Source organism: Falsiroseomonas sp. E2-1-a4 (assembly GCF_051433165.1).
In the GTDB taxonomy this organism is placed as follows: Bacteria; Pseudomonadota; Alphaproteobacteria; order Acetobacterales; family Acetobacteraceae; genus Falsiroseomonas.
In genome coordinates this window covers 157446-171671 of record NZ_JBHMFS010000001.1, presented here as the reverse complement: position 1 = coordinate 171671, position 14226 = coordinate 157446, and the positions used below count along the sequence as shown (strand labels likewise).

Below are 14226 nucleotides of genomic sequence, written 5' to 3'. Positions count from 1 at the left end.
ATCAGCTGCACCGGAACGGAACGAAACTGCTGGCGGTGCCGGCATTCATCGCGGCGATGGTCATCGCATCCGCCAGCGCCAATTCCTGCACCGAGCGCGGGCAGACCTCGACACGGGCGCGGCAGCCGGAGGCGAGGAAGGCAGCGTGGCGGTCGAGGAATTCGGCGCCCAGCCCCTCCCGCCCGAACATCGCCAGCGCCTGGGGCCACAGGGCGGTGTAGCGGGCACATTTCTCGGCGTTCCAGTCACGCGTTGCGAATGCCTGCGCGGCGGCGGGGCCAACTGGCAGCAACAGGCCCGGCAGCAGCAGGGCCAGCGCCAGCCTCACAATGCCTCCACCACCAGCACCGCATCGCCCACCCATTGCCGGCTGCGCCGCACCTGGCCCGTCGCGGCCTCCGCCTCGAAGCGGTTCTCGAAGGCGATGTCGGGGCCGGTGCAGGATTCGGTCACCACCAGCCAGGCGCCCTCCGCCACCGCCGTCAGGCGGCAGGACAGCGCCACGCCGAAGCGCAGCCCGGCGGCCTCACCCTCCGCCCCGCGCAGGTCGATGCTGCGCCGCGTGGTGGCGCTGCGCCCCAGCAGCGCGGGGGGATCCGCCAGCGGGTCCGGCTGGTCCAGCCGTGTGGCGGCCAGGCCCGGGCCGAGGCCGGCGATGGCGGTGATGCGCGGTCCTTCCGTGGCCAGCGCCGCGCCGCCCTCCGCGCGCCACAGCCGGCGTTCCCCGCTTTCCTGCATCAGCGTTAACAGGAAGGGGCGCCGCGCGCCCGTCACGCGCAGCGCCGGTCCGCTCACCACCGGTCCGCTCACCACCGGTCCGCTCACCACCGGCCCGCTCACCACCGGTGCGGTGGCCTGAACCGCGCCGGGCGCCCCGCGCAGAACAGCTCCGACCGGCGTATCCCCGCAGCCGGCCAGGCCCAGCAGGGCCAGTACCGGCAGCAGCGATCGGCGGCGCCTCATGCGGTGCGTGCGGAGGGTCGCCATTGCAAGGACAGCAGCCCCACCGCCAGCGCCATGCCGACCAGATGCGGATAGGGCACCAGGCCGGGCAGCATCGCCTCCAGCAGCGCCGGGAACATCATTAGCACGCCGGCCACGGCCAGCGTCCAGCGCTCCCACGCCGCCAGGGCGTAGCGGAAGAAGCCCTGGCAAGCGATCGCCAGCGTGCCGAGGCCGATCACGGCCAGCATGAACTGCCAGGCCACGTCGCCCCAGCCCATGTCGCCGCGGAATTGCAGCAACAGCGCCACGCCCTGCGGGTCCGTCACGAAGACGAAGGGCATGACGAAGGCGGGCAGGGTGTATTTCCAGGCCTGGAAGGTGGTGCGGTACGGCCCCGCGCCGGTGATCGCGGCGGCGGCGAAGGGGGACAGCGCGGTGGGCGGGGAGACCTCGCTCAGCACCGCGTAATAGAAGACGAACATATGCGCCGCGTAGTCCGGCACGCCGAGCTTGATGAGCGCCGGCGCGGCCACCACCGCACAGATGATGTAGCTGGCCGTCACCGGCACGGCGAGGCCGACCACCCAGACGATCAGCGCGGTATAGATGGCCGTGATCACCAGCGACCCGCCGGCCGCCTGGATCGCGATATCCGAGAATTTCAGCCCGAGGCCCGTCAGCGTGATGACGCCGACGATGATGCCGGCGCTGGCGCAGGTGGCCGCGATGCCGACGGATTGCACCGCACCGGCCGCCAGCGCGCCGATCAGCTTGCGCGGCCACAGCGCCTGTTCCGGCCGCACGAAGGACAGCAGCACCGCGACACCCATGGCGTAGAGCACCGACATGGTCGGCGAGTAGCCCATCACCATGAAGACGATGATCGCGATGAGGGAGGAGAAGTGGAAACCGTATTTCCGCAGCATCACCGGGATCGGCTCGACCTGCAGGGCATCATCCGGCACCGCATTGCCGCTGGCAGCCAGGCGCCGCTGGTCCAACTCCACCATGAACAGCAGCGAGGCGTAGTAGAGGATGGTCGGTATGATCGCCATCTTGATGACTTCGAGATAGCCGATGTTGAGATACTCGGCGATCAGGAAGGCGGCCGCGCCCAGCACGGGGGGTGAGATGATGGCGCCCAGCCCGCCGGCGGCCAGCAACCCGCCCGCATCATCCGGCCGGTAGCCCACCTTCTTCATCATCGGCCAGGCGACGGTGCCAAGCGTGACGGTGGTGGCGACGCCGGAGCCCGAGGGACCGCCCAGCAGGAACGATGACAGCACCACGGTGCGCCCGGCGCTCGCCGCCTTGCCGCCGGTTGCGGCGAAGGAGAAATCGACGAAGAACTTGCCCGCGCCGCTGGCCTGGAGAATGGCGCCATACATGGTGAACAGGATGATCAGCGTGGCCGAGACATCGACGGCTGTGCCGAAGATGCCATCGAGGCCGATCGCCAGATGCGGGATCATCCGCTCCGAATCATAGCCCTGGTGCTGCCACGGCGCGGGCAGCCAGTCGCCAAAGAAGCCATACAGCAGGAAACAGATGGCGACGACGGGCATGACCGGTCCGGTGGCGCGGCGCGCCACTTCCAGCACCATCGCCACCAGCATCCAGCCCACCACGATGTCCATCGGCTCGGGGAAGATGGCGCGGTCCTGCAGGTCGTCGCCGCCGCTGATCAGGTACCAGATCACGTAGATGCCGGCCGCCGCCAGCGCCCAGTCCCATGGCATCAGCCGGTGCCGGAAACGACGCGAGATGGGGAACAGGGTGAAGCCGATGGCGAGCGCGAAGCCGACATGGACGAAGCGCAGCGTCGTCGTCGGCACGATGTCCCACGCCGCCCACAGGTGAAACAGGCTCATCGCCAGCGCGATGGCCACGGCACCAAGGCCCAGTATGCCCGTGAAGCGATTTTGTGCGCCCTCCTCCTCCTCGATCAGGGTCTCGAGGCGGGAGGCGGTGGCTTCGTCGAGGCTGCCGGGCGCGATCTCTGGCGGCAGGGGCGAATGGGTGCTCACGATGTCAGCTCCGGCAACCCTGCCACGGGGGCAGGCGCCTCAAGATCAGGCCATGAAAAAAGCGGGGGCGGCGCGCGAAGGCCGCCCCCGTGCTGCGGAATGAGGCGGGCTGCGCCTTCAGGCCAGCGTCGCGCCCTTGCCCTTCCAGAAGGTCTCGGCCGCCGGATGCCACGGCACGCCCGCGGCGGCCGTCTTCTGGCCTTCCAGCTTGAAGTCGCGCGCAGCGGAATGGACCTGCGCCCAATCCTGCCGGTTGCCCCACATCACCTCGAGGATCTTGCCGACCAGATCGGCCGCCATGTCCTCGCGTACGCCGACGATGTTGGCGACCGACATCTGCTTGTTGGGTGTGGTCTGGCCTGGATAGGAGCCGGCCGGGATCTCCTCCGGGAAATAGACCGGGCCGTATTTCTCGACGATCCCGGGGATGAACTCATGGTGGTCGATCAGCACGAGCTGCACGCCCGGGGAGGCGCCGAGATCCGTGATCGCGCTGGTCGGGAAGCCGGAGACGAAGAAATATGCATCCAGCTTGCCATCCTTGATGGCGTTGGTGCTTTCGGCCGGGGACAGACGCTCCCGCGCGCGGAAATCGTCGTCTCGGTGCAGGCCCGCACCCTCGATCAGCCGCAGCGCCATCACTTCGGTGGCGGAGCCGGGCGCGCCGGTGGAGATACGCTTGCCCTTCAGATCCGCCATCTTGGTAATGCCGGTGGAGGCCACGGTCACCACCTGCATGCGGTTGGTGTAGAGCACCGCGATGGCGCGTACCGGCACCGGGCGGCCGCGGAAGCGGTCATTGCCACGCACCGCGTCCACCGCGGCATCGACCTGGCTGATCACCATGCCGACGCGGTTGGCGCCCAGAAGCTGGAGGTTGGCGACGGAGCCGCCAGTGACCTCCACCGTGGCCGACATGCCGGGAATGCTGCGCGACATGTAGTTCGCCAGCGCACCGCCGAGCGGATAGTATACGCCCCCCGTGGTGCCGGTGGCGATGGCGATCTGCGTGGCGGGCTGCGCGCGGGCCAGGCCAGGCAGCGCAAGGGCCGCGGCGCTGGCCGCCAACGCACGACGGCCGATGTTGAATGTCATCTTTCCAGGCTCCCTTAGTTTATTGTGCGGTCAGGAATACAGGTGCCTCGCCCGATGGGAAAGAGCGCAGATTTGACCTGCATCAAGGTGGCGGCAGGCGGGCCGGCTTAACCTTCCTCTCATCGGTACACCAGAAGCCGCCAGTGAACGGCGCCAGCGGCAGCCGATGGAAGCACAGGAGCCACGCCATGCCCCGCCTGTCCGCCCGTGACCTGATGACCACCGAGGTGGTGACGGTGCCGCCCGCCACGCCCGTCCTCTCCATCGCCCGCCTGCTGGCGGACCGGGGGATCTCTGCGGTGCCGGTGCTGGATGGCAGCGGCAAGCTGCTCGGCATTGTCACCGAAGCTGACCTCATCCGCCGCCTGGCTGGGGAGGCCGACCACCCGACCTCCTGGCTCGGCAGCCTGTTCGCCAGCGCCGAGAGGGATGCGGCGCGCTACGCCCGCACCCATGGCGCCACCGCGGCCGATGTGATGAGCACCGACATCGCCAGCGTGGAGCCCACCACCCCGGCCGCCGAAGTCGCGCACATGATGGAGGACCGCAACATCCGCCGCGTGCTGGTGGTGCAGGATGGAAGGCTGCTCGGCCTCGTCTCCCGCGCCGATCTGCTGCGCGCGCTGGTGGCGCCGACGCAGCAGCCGATGGACCTGTCCGATGATCGCATCCGCACCGCGGTGATCGCGGCCATCCGCAAGCAGCCCTGGGCGGACACCTTCTACACCCTGGTCGATGTGAAGGACGGCGTGGTCGAGATCAACGGCTTCAGCCGCAGCACCGAAGTGCAGCGGGCGCTGCGCGTGCTGGCGGAGAATGTGCCCGGTGTGAAGTCCGTGGAGGACAGGACCACGCCGATGCCGGCCTACCTCTACGCCGCGGGGTAGACCAGCGTCTGCCCGAAGCCCGGCACGCGGAAGGCATCCGGTGCCACGCCGTGCCGGGCCTTGGCTGCCTCCAACAGCGCGGCGGGCTGGTCGATCGGCTCATCGGTCAGGCGGAAGAAGGTGCCGAAATGCATCGCCAGGCTGGTCTGCGCGCCACAGGCGATATGCGCCTGCACCGCCTCATCCGGGTTCATGTGCTGCGTCTGCATGAACCAGCGCGGCGCATAGGCGCCGACCGGCATCAGCGCGAGGTCGATGCGGGGAAAGCGCCGGCTGATTTCCGTGAAATGCGGGCACCAGCCGGAATCGCCGGCGAAATACACCGTCGCGCCATCCGGCGCCTGGATGATGAAGCCGCCCCATAGCGCGCGGTTGCGGTCGAAGAGTGTGCGGGCGGAGAAATGCTGCGCCGGCACATGGGTGACGCGCAGGCCCGCGACCTCCGCGCTGTCCCACCAATCGCATTCGCGCGGCGTGTCCAGGCCGGCCTTCGCCAACAAGCGCCCCGTGCCGAGCGACGTCACCGAGGGCGGCGCCCAGCGCGCCTGCACGCGCTTGAGTGTGGCCAGATCGCAATGGTCGTAGTGGTTGTGGCTGACCAGCAGCAGATCGACGCGTGGCAGCACCTCCAGCTTCTGCCCCGGCGCCCGCACCCGCTTCGGCCCGGCGAAGGGCAGCGGGCTGGCGCGGGGCGACCAGACGGGGTCGATCAGCACTGCCACGCCGCCGATCTGCACCAGCCAGCTCGCATGGCCGATAAAGGTGGCACCGATCTGGCCGGCGGGCAGGCGTGGCGGCGGCGGTTGCGGCGGGTCCTGCACCCAGCTTGGCCACGGCGCCACCTGGCGCTGCCGATACCATCGCCACACATCGCGCGGGCCGTGATCCACGTCGCTGTGCAGATTGACGAAGCGCCCCTTCACGCGACGCGAGGCGAAATCGCTCACCGACGCTCCTTGACCGTGACGAGGATGGCGGCGCCGATCACCAGGAACACCAGCACGGTCGCCATGCCCAGGCGCTGGCTGCCGGTGGCGGTGGTGACCGCGGCCAGCGCCGCGGGGCCGAGAAACCCGGTGATGCGGCCGGACAGCGCGAACAGCCCGAAATGCGCCGAGACCTCATCCGGCGGTGCCAGGCGGGCCATGAAGCTGCGGCTGGCCGCCTGGGCCGGACCGAAGAACAGGCCGAGCGACAGCGCCAGGATCCAGAACCACATTTCTGTCTGTGCCAGCAGCAGGCCGGCGCCGAGCACCACCAGTGCCATCAATGCGCCCAGCACCATGCGGCGCGATCCGACGCGGTCCTCGATCATGGCGAAGCCGGCAGCACCCAGCCCGGCCGTGACATTCATGGCGATGCCGAAGATCAGGATGCGGTCGAGACCCATGCCGAAGACGCCCGCTGCGTAGATCGCGCCGAAGGCGAACAGCGTGTTCAGCCCATCCGTGTAGAACAGCCGCGCCAGCAGGAAGCGCGCGAGGTCCGGATTGCGCGGCAAGGTGCGGATCAGCGCCGCGATCTCACCCAGCCCGCGGGAGGCCGCTTCCGCCCAGGATGGCCGCGGCCCGGCGGGGTCCGGCAGCGCCACCAGCACCGGCCAGCCGAAGGCCAGCAGCCAGAAGGCCACCAGCAGCGCCGTGGCCCGCACATGCTCCGCCGCCTCGCGATCCAGCCCGAACAGCGCCGGGTTTGGCTGGATCAGCAGCACGAGCGAGATCGCGAGGCAGGCCAGCCCGCCCGCATAGCCCAGCCCCCAGCCCAGGCCGGAGACGCGCCCGAGCCGCCCCGGCGGCGCCACGCCGGGCAGCATCGAATTGTAGAACACCGTGCCGATCTCGAAGCACACCGTGGCGAGGCCCACGCAGACCAGCGCATACAGCGCCCAATCCGGGCTGGGCTGGGCGAACCAGATCATGCCGGTGGAAATGGCCGTCAGCAGCGTGAAGATGCCGAGCATCAGCCGTCGCCTTCCCCCCGCATCCGCCACCGCGCCCAGCACCGGCGACAGCAGCGCCACGGCGAGGCCCGCGGCCGATTGCATCCAGCCCCATTGCGCCTGCCCCGTCACCTGGTCCGCGGCGATGCCGCTGGTGAAATAGGCGGCGATGACGAAGGTGGAGATGACAGTCGGGAAGCTGCTATTCGCCCAATCATACAGCGCCCAGGCCCAGGCTTTGCGTGTCATGTCGGGCGTGTCATGCGTTCCGGAAGCCGAGCGTCATGGCCGTGTCCATCCAGTATCTGTCATAGCCGTTCCTATCCCAGTTCCCGTTGTTGGAACCAGAGGTGCTGGGCAGCACGAAAATGGGCGGGAATCCCGCCGGCCGCAGCGCATCATCCAGTGGCCCGAAGGCCACCGTCTTCAGCCCCAGCGCCAGCACCGCCGTGCGCCCGCTGGTGAAGGCCAGCGCCTGCGGCTGCGCGGCGCGGATGGCGCCCAGCAGCCGGTCCCGATCCGCCTGCGTCACCCGCACCAGCCGATCCACGCCCGATTGCGTCTTGGCGAGGTCCGTCAGCCCGATGCCGAGGCCGGTCAACTGGAAAAAATCCTCCGGCCGCAGGCGGCGCGGGGTGAAGCCGGCCTCATGCAGCATGCGCCAGAAGCGGTTGCCCGGCGCGGCGTAATAGGCGCCACGCCGCGCGGATTCCGGCCCCGCCGCCATGCCGCAGAACACCAGCCGCAGCCCCTGCGGCAGCAGGTCCGGCAGCACGTCGCGGCTCATGCGAGGGCGGAAATCGCCCGCGTCGCCACGCCGATCGCCACCAGGTCGCCGGCCCGCGCCGCCTCCCGCGCCAGTTGCGTGGCTTCCGCCGCCCGTGCCGGGTCGCCATCGCCGGCCAGCCGCGCGCGGGCCAGCCGCGCCTGCACCGCGGCGAGGTCGGCCAGCGCCTCCGCCTGCGCCCGCGCCGCGAAGGCGCTGGTGACACGCGCGGCCTCCGCGGCCTCCCGCAGCGCGTCCAGGCAGAAGGCCTCGCCCACCGCGCGCCAGGCCTGTGCGGCCTTGGCGGGGTCCGCGCCGCTGTCCTGCGCCAGCCGCACGACGGAGGGCGCGGCGGCGAGCCTTGCGCCGCCACCGGCCAGCGCGGCGAGATCCGCCGGCAGCCCGGCCTCCACCAGCCGCGTGGCTTCCTCCCCCGGTGCCGCTTCTTCCGCCGCGACCAGGGCGGCGACGCCCGGCGCCAGCGCGTCCAGCGTCGCATCCAGCGGCGCCGCGCCGTGCTCCAGCATCACCTTGCGCGTCGCCACTTCCAGCAGCCGGCGCAGCGCCGCCTGCACCTCCAGCCGCAGGGCCGGTGGCACCTTCGCGGCATCGGCCGCCGCCGCCGCCGCCTCCAGCCCGAACAGCGCGCTGGCGAGCCAGGCGGCACGCGCCACCTCCGCCCCCGGCGTATTCGCGCCCGCCAGCCGGCCAAGGGCCGCGGTGCCCAGGTGGTTGGCCACGAGGTTGGCCAGCGCGGTGGCCACCAGTTCGCGCTTCAGCCGGTGGCGCGGGATCAGGTCCCCGAACCGGTCCTGCAGCGGCTGAGGGAAATAGCCACGCAGCAGGGGCGCGAGGGCGGGCTCGTCCGGCAGGTCGCTGCTATCGATCGCCTCCGTCAGCCACAATTTCGCAGGCGGCATCAGGGAGGCGAGTTCGGGCCGGGTCAGCCCCTGCCCCTCCGCCGTCCGGGCGCGCAGCACACTGGCGTCCGGCAGCCCGGCCACCGAGCGGTCCAGCACGCCCTCCGCCTCCAGCCGTGTCATCAGCGCGGCATGGGCGGCCAGATCCTCCGCCGCGCTGCGCGTCTCCAGGCTGATGGCGATGGATTGCGCGTGGTTGTCGGCCAGCACCAGGCGGCCGACCTCCTCCGTCATCTCGCCCAGCAGCACGTCGCGCTGGCGCCGCGTCAGCGCACCCTCGCGTTCCGCCGCTGTCAGCAGGATCTTGATGTTCACCTCATGGTCGGAGGTGCTGACACCCGCGGAATTGTCCAGCGCATCGGTGTTCAGCCGCACGCCATGTTGGGCCGCCTCGATGCGTCCCGCCTGGGTGATGCCGAGATTGGCGCCCTCGCCGAGCACCTTGCAGCGCAGCGCGGCGCCATCGACGCGGATCGCATCATTGGCACGGTCGCCCGCTTCCGCCTGGCTCTCGGTGCTGGATTTCACATAGGTGCCGATGCCGCCGAAATACAGCAGGTCCACATCCAGCTTCAGAATGGCGCGCATGATCTCCGCTGGCTCCGCACGATCCTCCGCGATGCCGAGCAGCGCCTGTGCCTCGGGCGAAAGCGGCAGCGTCTTGGCATTGCGCGGCAGGATGGCGCCACCGGCGGAAAGCAGACGCGCATCGTAATCCGCCCAGGAGGAACGCGGCAGCGCGAACAGCCGCGCGCGCTCGTCATAGGCGGCTTCCGCATCCGGTTGCGGGTCGAGGAAGATGTGCCGATGGTCGAAGGCCGCGACCAGCTTCGTCTTTCGCGAAATCAGCAGACCATTGCCGAACACGTCGCCCGACATGTCGCCGACGCCAGCGCAGGTGAAGGGCGCTTCCTGCACACCCTGGCCGCGCAGCTCGGCGAAATGCCGGTCGATCATCACCCAGGCGCCGCGCGCCGTGATGCCCATGCCCTTGTGGTCGTAGCCGGCAGAGCCGCCACTGGCGAAGGCATCGCCCAGCCAGAAGCCGTATTCGGCGGACAGCCCATTGGCGATGTCGCTGAAGGTCGCGGTGCCCTTGTCGGCCGCCGCGACGATATAGGCATCGTCGCCATCCCGCCGCACGATTCCTTCCGCCGTGACCACGCCGCCCGATTCGTCGAAATTGTCGGTCAGGTCGAGCATGGCGCGCACCAGCGTCTTGTAGGCGGCGACACCCTCGGCCTGGAAAGCCTCACGGTCCGAGGCGGGCGGCGGATGCTTCAGCACGAAGCCGCCCTTGGCGCCGGTCGGCACGATGACGACGTTCTTGAGGCGCTGCGCCTTCATCAGCCCCAACACTTCGGTCCGGAAATCCTCGCGCCGATCGGACCAGCGAATGCCGCCGCGCGCCACCGGGCCGGCGCGCAGGTGGCAGCCTTCCATCCGTGGCGAATGCACGAAGATCTCGCGCCACGGGCGCGGCAGCGGCATGTCGCCCGCCATCGCCGAATCCACCTTGATGGCGAGGTAGGGTTTCGATTGATAGAAGTTGGTGCGCAGGATCGCATCCAGCAGCAGCCGCAGGCGGGCCAGAATGCGGTCCTCATCCGGGCTGGCGATGCCATCCAGCAGCGTGGTCCAGCGCGCCAGCAGCGGCGCCTCGTCCCGATCGCCGCGCGCCGGGTCGAAGCGGGTCTCGAACAGGTCGATCAGCAGGCGCGCGGCCTTTGGGTTCGCCGTCAGCGCATCCTCCACGCTGGCCTGCGCGAAGGGGAAGCCCACCTGCTTCAGCCAGCGATACATCACCCGCAGCAGCCAGGATTGCTTCCAGGACAGGCCCGCCCGCAGGACCAGCCGGTTGAAGCCATCGGCTTCCGTCGCGCCATCCAGCAGGGCGGAGAGCGCGCCGAGGATCTCGGGAAAATTCTCCTCCGCCACATCGGCGCCGGCTTCGAGCTGGAACACATGCAGCACCACCTCCGGCGCCTCATGCGGCGTCAGGCGATAGGGCTGTTCCTCGATGGCGCGCAGGTCGAGGCTTTCGAACAGCGGCAGCGCATCGGCCAAGGCGAGCGGACGGCCCGGGCTGGCCAGGCGCAGCGTCAGCCGGCGCGGGCCGCAGCCGGGCATGCGCGTCAGCGTCGCGCGCGGGCGGCCCTGGTCCAGCGCCAGCTCCGCGAGGTCGAGATCCGCCACGGCCTGGGACGCGGTTTCCTGGTCCTGGTAGGCGCGCGGAAACGCATGCCGCCAGCGGCCGAGGCTTTTCGCCGCCGCCGCGCCGAACTCCTCGGCCAGCGCTTCCTCCAGCCGTTCGGAGAAGCCGCGCGCGACCTGCGCCACCGCGGCTTCCAGCGCCACATCATCCACATCCGGCACGGCGCCGGGGCGGGTGCCGATCACGTAGTGCACGCGCGCCAGCGGCGCATCGCCCATCAGCGTGTACCAGGCGGAAAGCCGGCCGTTGAACGCCTCCGCCAGCAGATTCCCGACGCGCTGGCGGAGCGTGGTGTCGAAGGTGTCGCGCGGCAGCCAGGCGATGGCGGCGACGAAACGCTCGAAGGGATCACGGCGCAGTGCCAGCGCGGCGCGCGGGCGGATGGCGAGGTCCAGCGCGCGCCTTGCGCCGGCCAGGATCGCATCCTCCGGCGCCTGGAACAGCTCATCCCGCGGCCAGGTATCGAGGATGTTGCGCAGCGCGCGGCCATCATGGCTTTCCGGGTCCAGCCCGGCCATGGCGAGAACCCGCAGCACCTTCTCCCGCAGCAGCGGAATGGCGCGCGGGTTGCGGTTGTAGGCATCGGCCGCGAACAGGCCGAGGAACAGGCGCAGCCCGGTGATGCGCCCGGCTTCGTCGCGGATGCGCGTCATCACCACATCGGCGTGCTGCGGGCGGTGGACGGTGGCGCGCATATTGGCCTTGGCGACCACCACGGCTTCCATCCGCCCGAAGGTGGCACGCACTGCTTCCGGCACCGCGGCCAGGTCGCGCAGCGCGTCGAACACCGGCATCGACTCGTCGCGCAGCATGCCGAGGTTTTCCTCGGCCGCCACCGCGAGCCGGCCGGCTTCATCCACCGTCAGCCGGCGATGGCCCAGCAGCACGAAATTATCCTCGCCCATCCAGCGCAGGAAATCGCCGGCGGCGCCGCCCTCGCTCGCTACCTCGCGCTCCGCCGCCGTGAGGCGGGCCAGCATGGCGGAGAAATCACCAACCGCGAGGCGCACATCGCCCATCGCCCGCCGCAGCGCGGCTTCCACCGCCGGCCAATCGGCCGGCCCGGTGCCGGCCAGCGTCAGCGTGGCGCCGGCGGCGAGCGAAATCCGCATCATGCTCTCGCGCATGGACGCGCCATCCACCCCCGCGCGCGAAGGCGCGCCATCGCCTATCGCCAGCAGCCGGCCTTCGGCGTCGCGCTTCACCGGAATCACAGGATGCAGCAACTGGCGCACCACGCGGCCGGAGACGGTCAGCGCGGCCAGCGCGCTGTCCACCAGGAAGGGCATGTCGTCCGTCACGATCTCCGCCACCGCCACGGCGCCGCGGCCGGGGCCGGGCGGCAGCACGCGCAGCCGGGTCTCCCGCGGCCGGCGCTCGGCGGCGAAGGCGAACAGGCTGGCGGCGGCCTCGGCCAGCGCCTCGGGCGGGGTGGCGGCCAACTCGGCGGTGGGCACGGCGGCATGCAGGCGGTGCAGCAGCTCCGCGGCGGCCGGGGGCAAGGCGGGGGCGAGGCGGGCGAGCGCGGCATTGGCGGCCGCCAGCACCTGCGGCCGGACGCCGTCCTCCGCCCCGGCATGTGGCTTCGGGGCGATTGGCAGATCGGTCATGGGCTGGCTCCTCCTGCCCCGAAACTGGCCCTTTGGCTGGCCCGCCGCAACCCGCGCAGGGCGGCAAAGCCCGCCGGCGCGACAAGCCCTGGTGCAACTTCGCCGGCATCCAGGCTATTCTGTCGCAATGATCGACAGCCTCGCCGCCCTGCTCGCCCCCGTCACGCCGGAGCGCTTCTTCGCGGAGCATCTGGACCGCCAGCCGCTGCATATCCGCGGCACGCCGGCGAAATTCGCGGAGGTGCTGTCCTGGCGGCAGATCAACCGGCTGCTGGACATGACGCATATCTGGACCAGCACCAGCCTGAAGCTGGTGATGGACAGCGCCGCGGTGCCGGCGGAACAGTTCTGCACCCGCGCCACCAGCCGCGACGGCACGCCGGTGCTGCAGCCGGATGCGAAGCTTGTGCAGGGCTGGATCGCCAAGGGCGCCAGCGTGGTGATGAACGACGTGGACAGCCTCAGCGCCGGCCTCGCCAGTGTCTCCGACGCGCTGGAAGGCGCCGGGCTCGGCAAGGCGCAGGCCAATGTCTACATCAGCTGGCAGAGCCACAAGGCGTTCCACACCCACTACGACACGCATGATGTCTGGGCAGTGCAGGTGGAAGGCGAGAAGATCTGGAACATCTGGGAAGGCCGGGCCGACTACCCGATTCCCCACCCCGCCTTCCGCGGCCAGGGCCAGGCGCATCACGACCAGGCGCGCGGCAAGCTGCGCGGCACGGTGCATATGCAGCCCGGGGACCTACTGTACCTGCCACGTGGCTGGTACCACGATGCGTTGGCGGAGGCGCCGGCCAGCGTGCATGTCGCCTATGGCGTGCATGCGCCACTCGGCATGGATTTGATGAACATCCTGTCCGAGCGCATTCTCTACGACCCCGAATTCCGCAAGCCGCTGCCACGGCAGGATGGCTCCAACCCCGCCAAATTCGCGCTGACGCAGCGCGCCGGGCTGCTTGGCCAGCGCTTGTCCGAACTGTGCCGTGACCCGAAGGTGATGGAGGTGCTGGCGCAATTCGTCGGCAATTACCGCTACAGCCGCGGTGGCTTTGACATGCTGGCGGCGCGCGGCATGGCGCCCGCTTCGGCGCCGTCCGGCGGGGACGCGCCCGCCTTCCGCATCCTGGCCGCCGGCGCCAAGCCGGTGCGGCGCGGGGCGGAATGGGTGGTGAAGGGGCCGCAGGGCGCTGTGGTGGTCAGCCCGCCGGAAGCCGAGGCCGCCGCCTGGCTGCTGGCAAGGCCGGATGTGACGCTGCCCGAACTCGCCGCCGCCGCGCCCGCCGTGGATGCCGCCGGCCTGCTCGCCCGGCTCGCCGCCGCCGGCCTGCTGGTGCCGGCGGCATGAGGGCCGCGCTGGCTGGCCTGGCCTGCCTGCTGCTCGCCGCCCCGGCGGCGGCGCAGGTGCGGCCCTTCAACTGTATCGGCGCGGAGCAGCTGGAGGATGAGGTCATCGCCGTGCCCTTCGCCCGCAACAGCTCCACCCTCGGCCCCGCCGGACGCAGCGCGGTGGCGACGGCGGCGGCGCTGGTGCGGGAGGAACCCGGGCGGCTGATCTGCGTGCTGGGCCATGCCGATCGCAGCGTTGGCGCCGAAACCAGCACGCAGATCGCGGCGCGCCGGGCACGGGCGGTGGCCCTGCGGTTGGCGGAGCTTGGGGTGGAGCGGGATCGGGTGCGGGCGGAAGCCCGTGTCGGCGCCTTCAGTGGGCGAGTGGATGAGCCAGGCGCGCGCGCGGTGACGATTGTGCTGCTGCCAATGCGCTGAAGCTAAGAATTAATCGCAACAAGCGCAGGATTTCCGACCTTAGGGCGAAATCTTT

The 14226-nt window shown here is 70.5% G+C and carries 11 protein-coding genes; 3 read left to right on the top strand and 8 right to left on the bottom strand.

Annotated elements, in window-relative coordinates; genetic code table 11:
- Position 1: 1 nt before the first annotated feature.
- From ACFHNC_RS00850 to ACFHNC_RS00835, 4 genes are all read right to left on the bottom strand, one after another.
- Positions 2 to 328 carry a hypothetical protein gene (locus ACFHNC_RS00850; protein ID WP_437167306.1) on the bottom strand — a complete coding sequence of 109 codons (327 nt, stop codon included), beginning with the start codon at positions 326 to 328 and terminating at the stop codon, positions 2 to 4.
- The gene (locus ACFHNC_RS00845) at positions 325 to 963 is read right to left on the bottom strand and encodes a YjbF family lipoprotein (protein ID WP_437167305.1); all 639 of its coding nucleotides are present in this window, start codon (positions 961 to 963) and stop codon (positions 325 to 327) included. Before ACFHNC_RS00845 ends, ACFHNC_RS00850 begins: the two co-directional genes overlap by 4 nt.
- Positions 960 to 2972, bottom strand: coding sequence for a TRAP transporter permease (locus ACFHNC_RS00840; RefSeq protein WP_437167304.1), 2013 nt, complete (start codon positions 2970 to 2972; stop codon positions 960 to 962). Before ACFHNC_RS00840 ends, ACFHNC_RS00845 begins: the two co-directional genes overlap by 4 nt.
- Positions 2973 to 3089: 117 nt before the next feature.
- Complete coding sequence (locus ACFHNC_RS00835; RefSeq protein WP_437167303.1) at positions 3090 to 4067, bottom strand: TAXI family TRAP transporter solute-binding subunit; 978 nt, start codon at positions 4065 to 4067, stop codon at positions 3090 to 3092.
- 188 nt (positions 4068 to 4255) lie between these two features.
- Between ACFHNC_RS00835 and ACFHNC_RS00830 the strand changes: the two genes are divergently transcribed.
- The gene (locus ACFHNC_RS00830; RefSeq protein WP_437167302.1) at positions 4256 to 4954 is read left to right on the top strand and encodes a CBS domain-containing protein; all 699 of its coding nucleotides are present in this window, start codon (positions 4256 to 4258) and stop codon (positions 4952 to 4954) included.
- On the opposite strand, the gene ACFHNC_RS00825 is transcribed toward ACFHNC_RS00830, so the two are convergent.
- Genes ACFHNC_RS00825 through ACFHNC_RS00810 form a run of 4 tightly spaced genes read right to left on the bottom strand, consistent with a single transcriptional unit; the run spans position 4939 to position 12404 of the window.
- The gene (locus ACFHNC_RS00825; RefSeq protein WP_437167301.1) at positions 4939 to 5901 is read right to left on the bottom strand and encodes an MBL fold metallo-hydrolase; all 963 of its coding nucleotides are present in this window, start codon (positions 5899 to 5901) and stop codon (positions 4939 to 4941) included. The genes ACFHNC_RS00830 and ACFHNC_RS00825 overlap by 16 nt on opposite strands.
- Entirely contained in the window at positions 5898 to 7142 is a 1245-nt protein-coding gene (locus ACFHNC_RS00820; RefSeq protein ID WP_437167300.1) for an MFS transporter, read from the bottom strand. The genes ACFHNC_RS00825 and ACFHNC_RS00820 overlap by 4 nt, the downstream gene beginning before the upstream one ends.
- Positions 7143 to 7152: 10 nt before the next feature.
- Positions 7153 to 7680 (bottom strand): mismatch-specific DNA-glycosylase, encoded by a 528-nt coding sequence (locus ACFHNC_RS00815; RefSeq protein ID WP_437167299.1) that lies wholly within the window; start codon positions 7678 to 7680, stop codon positions 7153 to 7155.
- A complete protein-coding gene (locus ACFHNC_RS00810; protein WP_437167298.1) occupies positions 7677 to 12404 on the bottom strand; it encodes an NAD-glutamate dehydrogenase in 4728 nt (1575 codons plus the stop codon). Before ACFHNC_RS00810 ends, ACFHNC_RS00815 begins: the two co-directional genes overlap by 4 nt.
- Positions 12405 to 12531: 127 nt before the next feature.
- Between ACFHNC_RS00810 and ACFHNC_RS00805 the strand changes: the two genes are divergently transcribed.
- Both ACFHNC_RS00805 and ACFHNC_RS00800 read left to right on the top strand, forming a co-directional pair.
- Entirely contained in the window at positions 12532 to 13752 is a 1221-nt protein-coding gene (locus ACFHNC_RS00805) for a cupin domain-containing protein (protein ID WP_437167297.1), read from the top strand.
- A complete protein-coding gene (locus tag ACFHNC_RS00800; RefSeq protein WP_437167296.1) occupies positions 13749 to 14171 on the top strand; it encodes an OmpA family protein in 423 nt (140 codons plus the stop codon). The genes ACFHNC_RS00805 and ACFHNC_RS00800 overlap by 4 nt, the downstream gene beginning before the upstream one ends.
- Positions 14172 to 14226 lie beyond the last annotated feature (55 nt).

Excerpts from the sequence above, each read along its gene's own strand:
- ACFHNC_RS00845 (WP_437167305.1), bottom strand. The coding sequence starts at position 963 with ATGAGGCGCCGCCGATCGCTGCTGCCGGTACTGGCCCTGCTGGGCCTG.
- ACFHNC_RS00835 (WP_437167303.1), bottom strand. The coding sequence starts at position 4,067 with ATGACATTCAACATCGGCCGTCGTGCGTTGGCGGCCAGCGCCGCGGCC.
- ACFHNC_RS00830 (WP_437167302.1), top strand. The coding sequence starts at position 4,256 with ATGCCCCGCCTGTCCGCCCGTGACCTGATGACCACCGAGGTGGTGACG.
- ACFHNC_RS00820 (WP_437167300.1), bottom strand. The coding sequence starts at position 7,142 with ATGACACGCAAAGCCTGGGCCTGGGCGCTGTATGATTGGGCGAATAGC.
- ACFHNC_RS00815 (WP_437167299.1), bottom strand. The coding sequence starts at position 7,680 with ATGAGCCGCGACGTGCTGCCGGACCTGCTGCCGCAGGGGCTGCGGCTG.
- ACFHNC_RS00810 (WP_437167298.1), bottom strand. The coding sequence starts at position 12,404 with ATGACCGATCTGCCAATCGCCCCGAAGCCACATGCCGGGGCGGAGGAC.
- ACFHNC_RS00805 (WP_437167297.1), top strand. The coding sequence starts at position 12,532 with ATGATCGACAGCCTCGCCGCCCTGCTCGCCCCCGTCACGCCGGAGCGC.
- ACFHNC_RS00800 (WP_437167296.1), top strand. The coding sequence starts at position 13,749 with ATGAGGGCCGCGCTGGCTGGCCTGGCCTGCCTGCTGCTCGCCGCCCCG.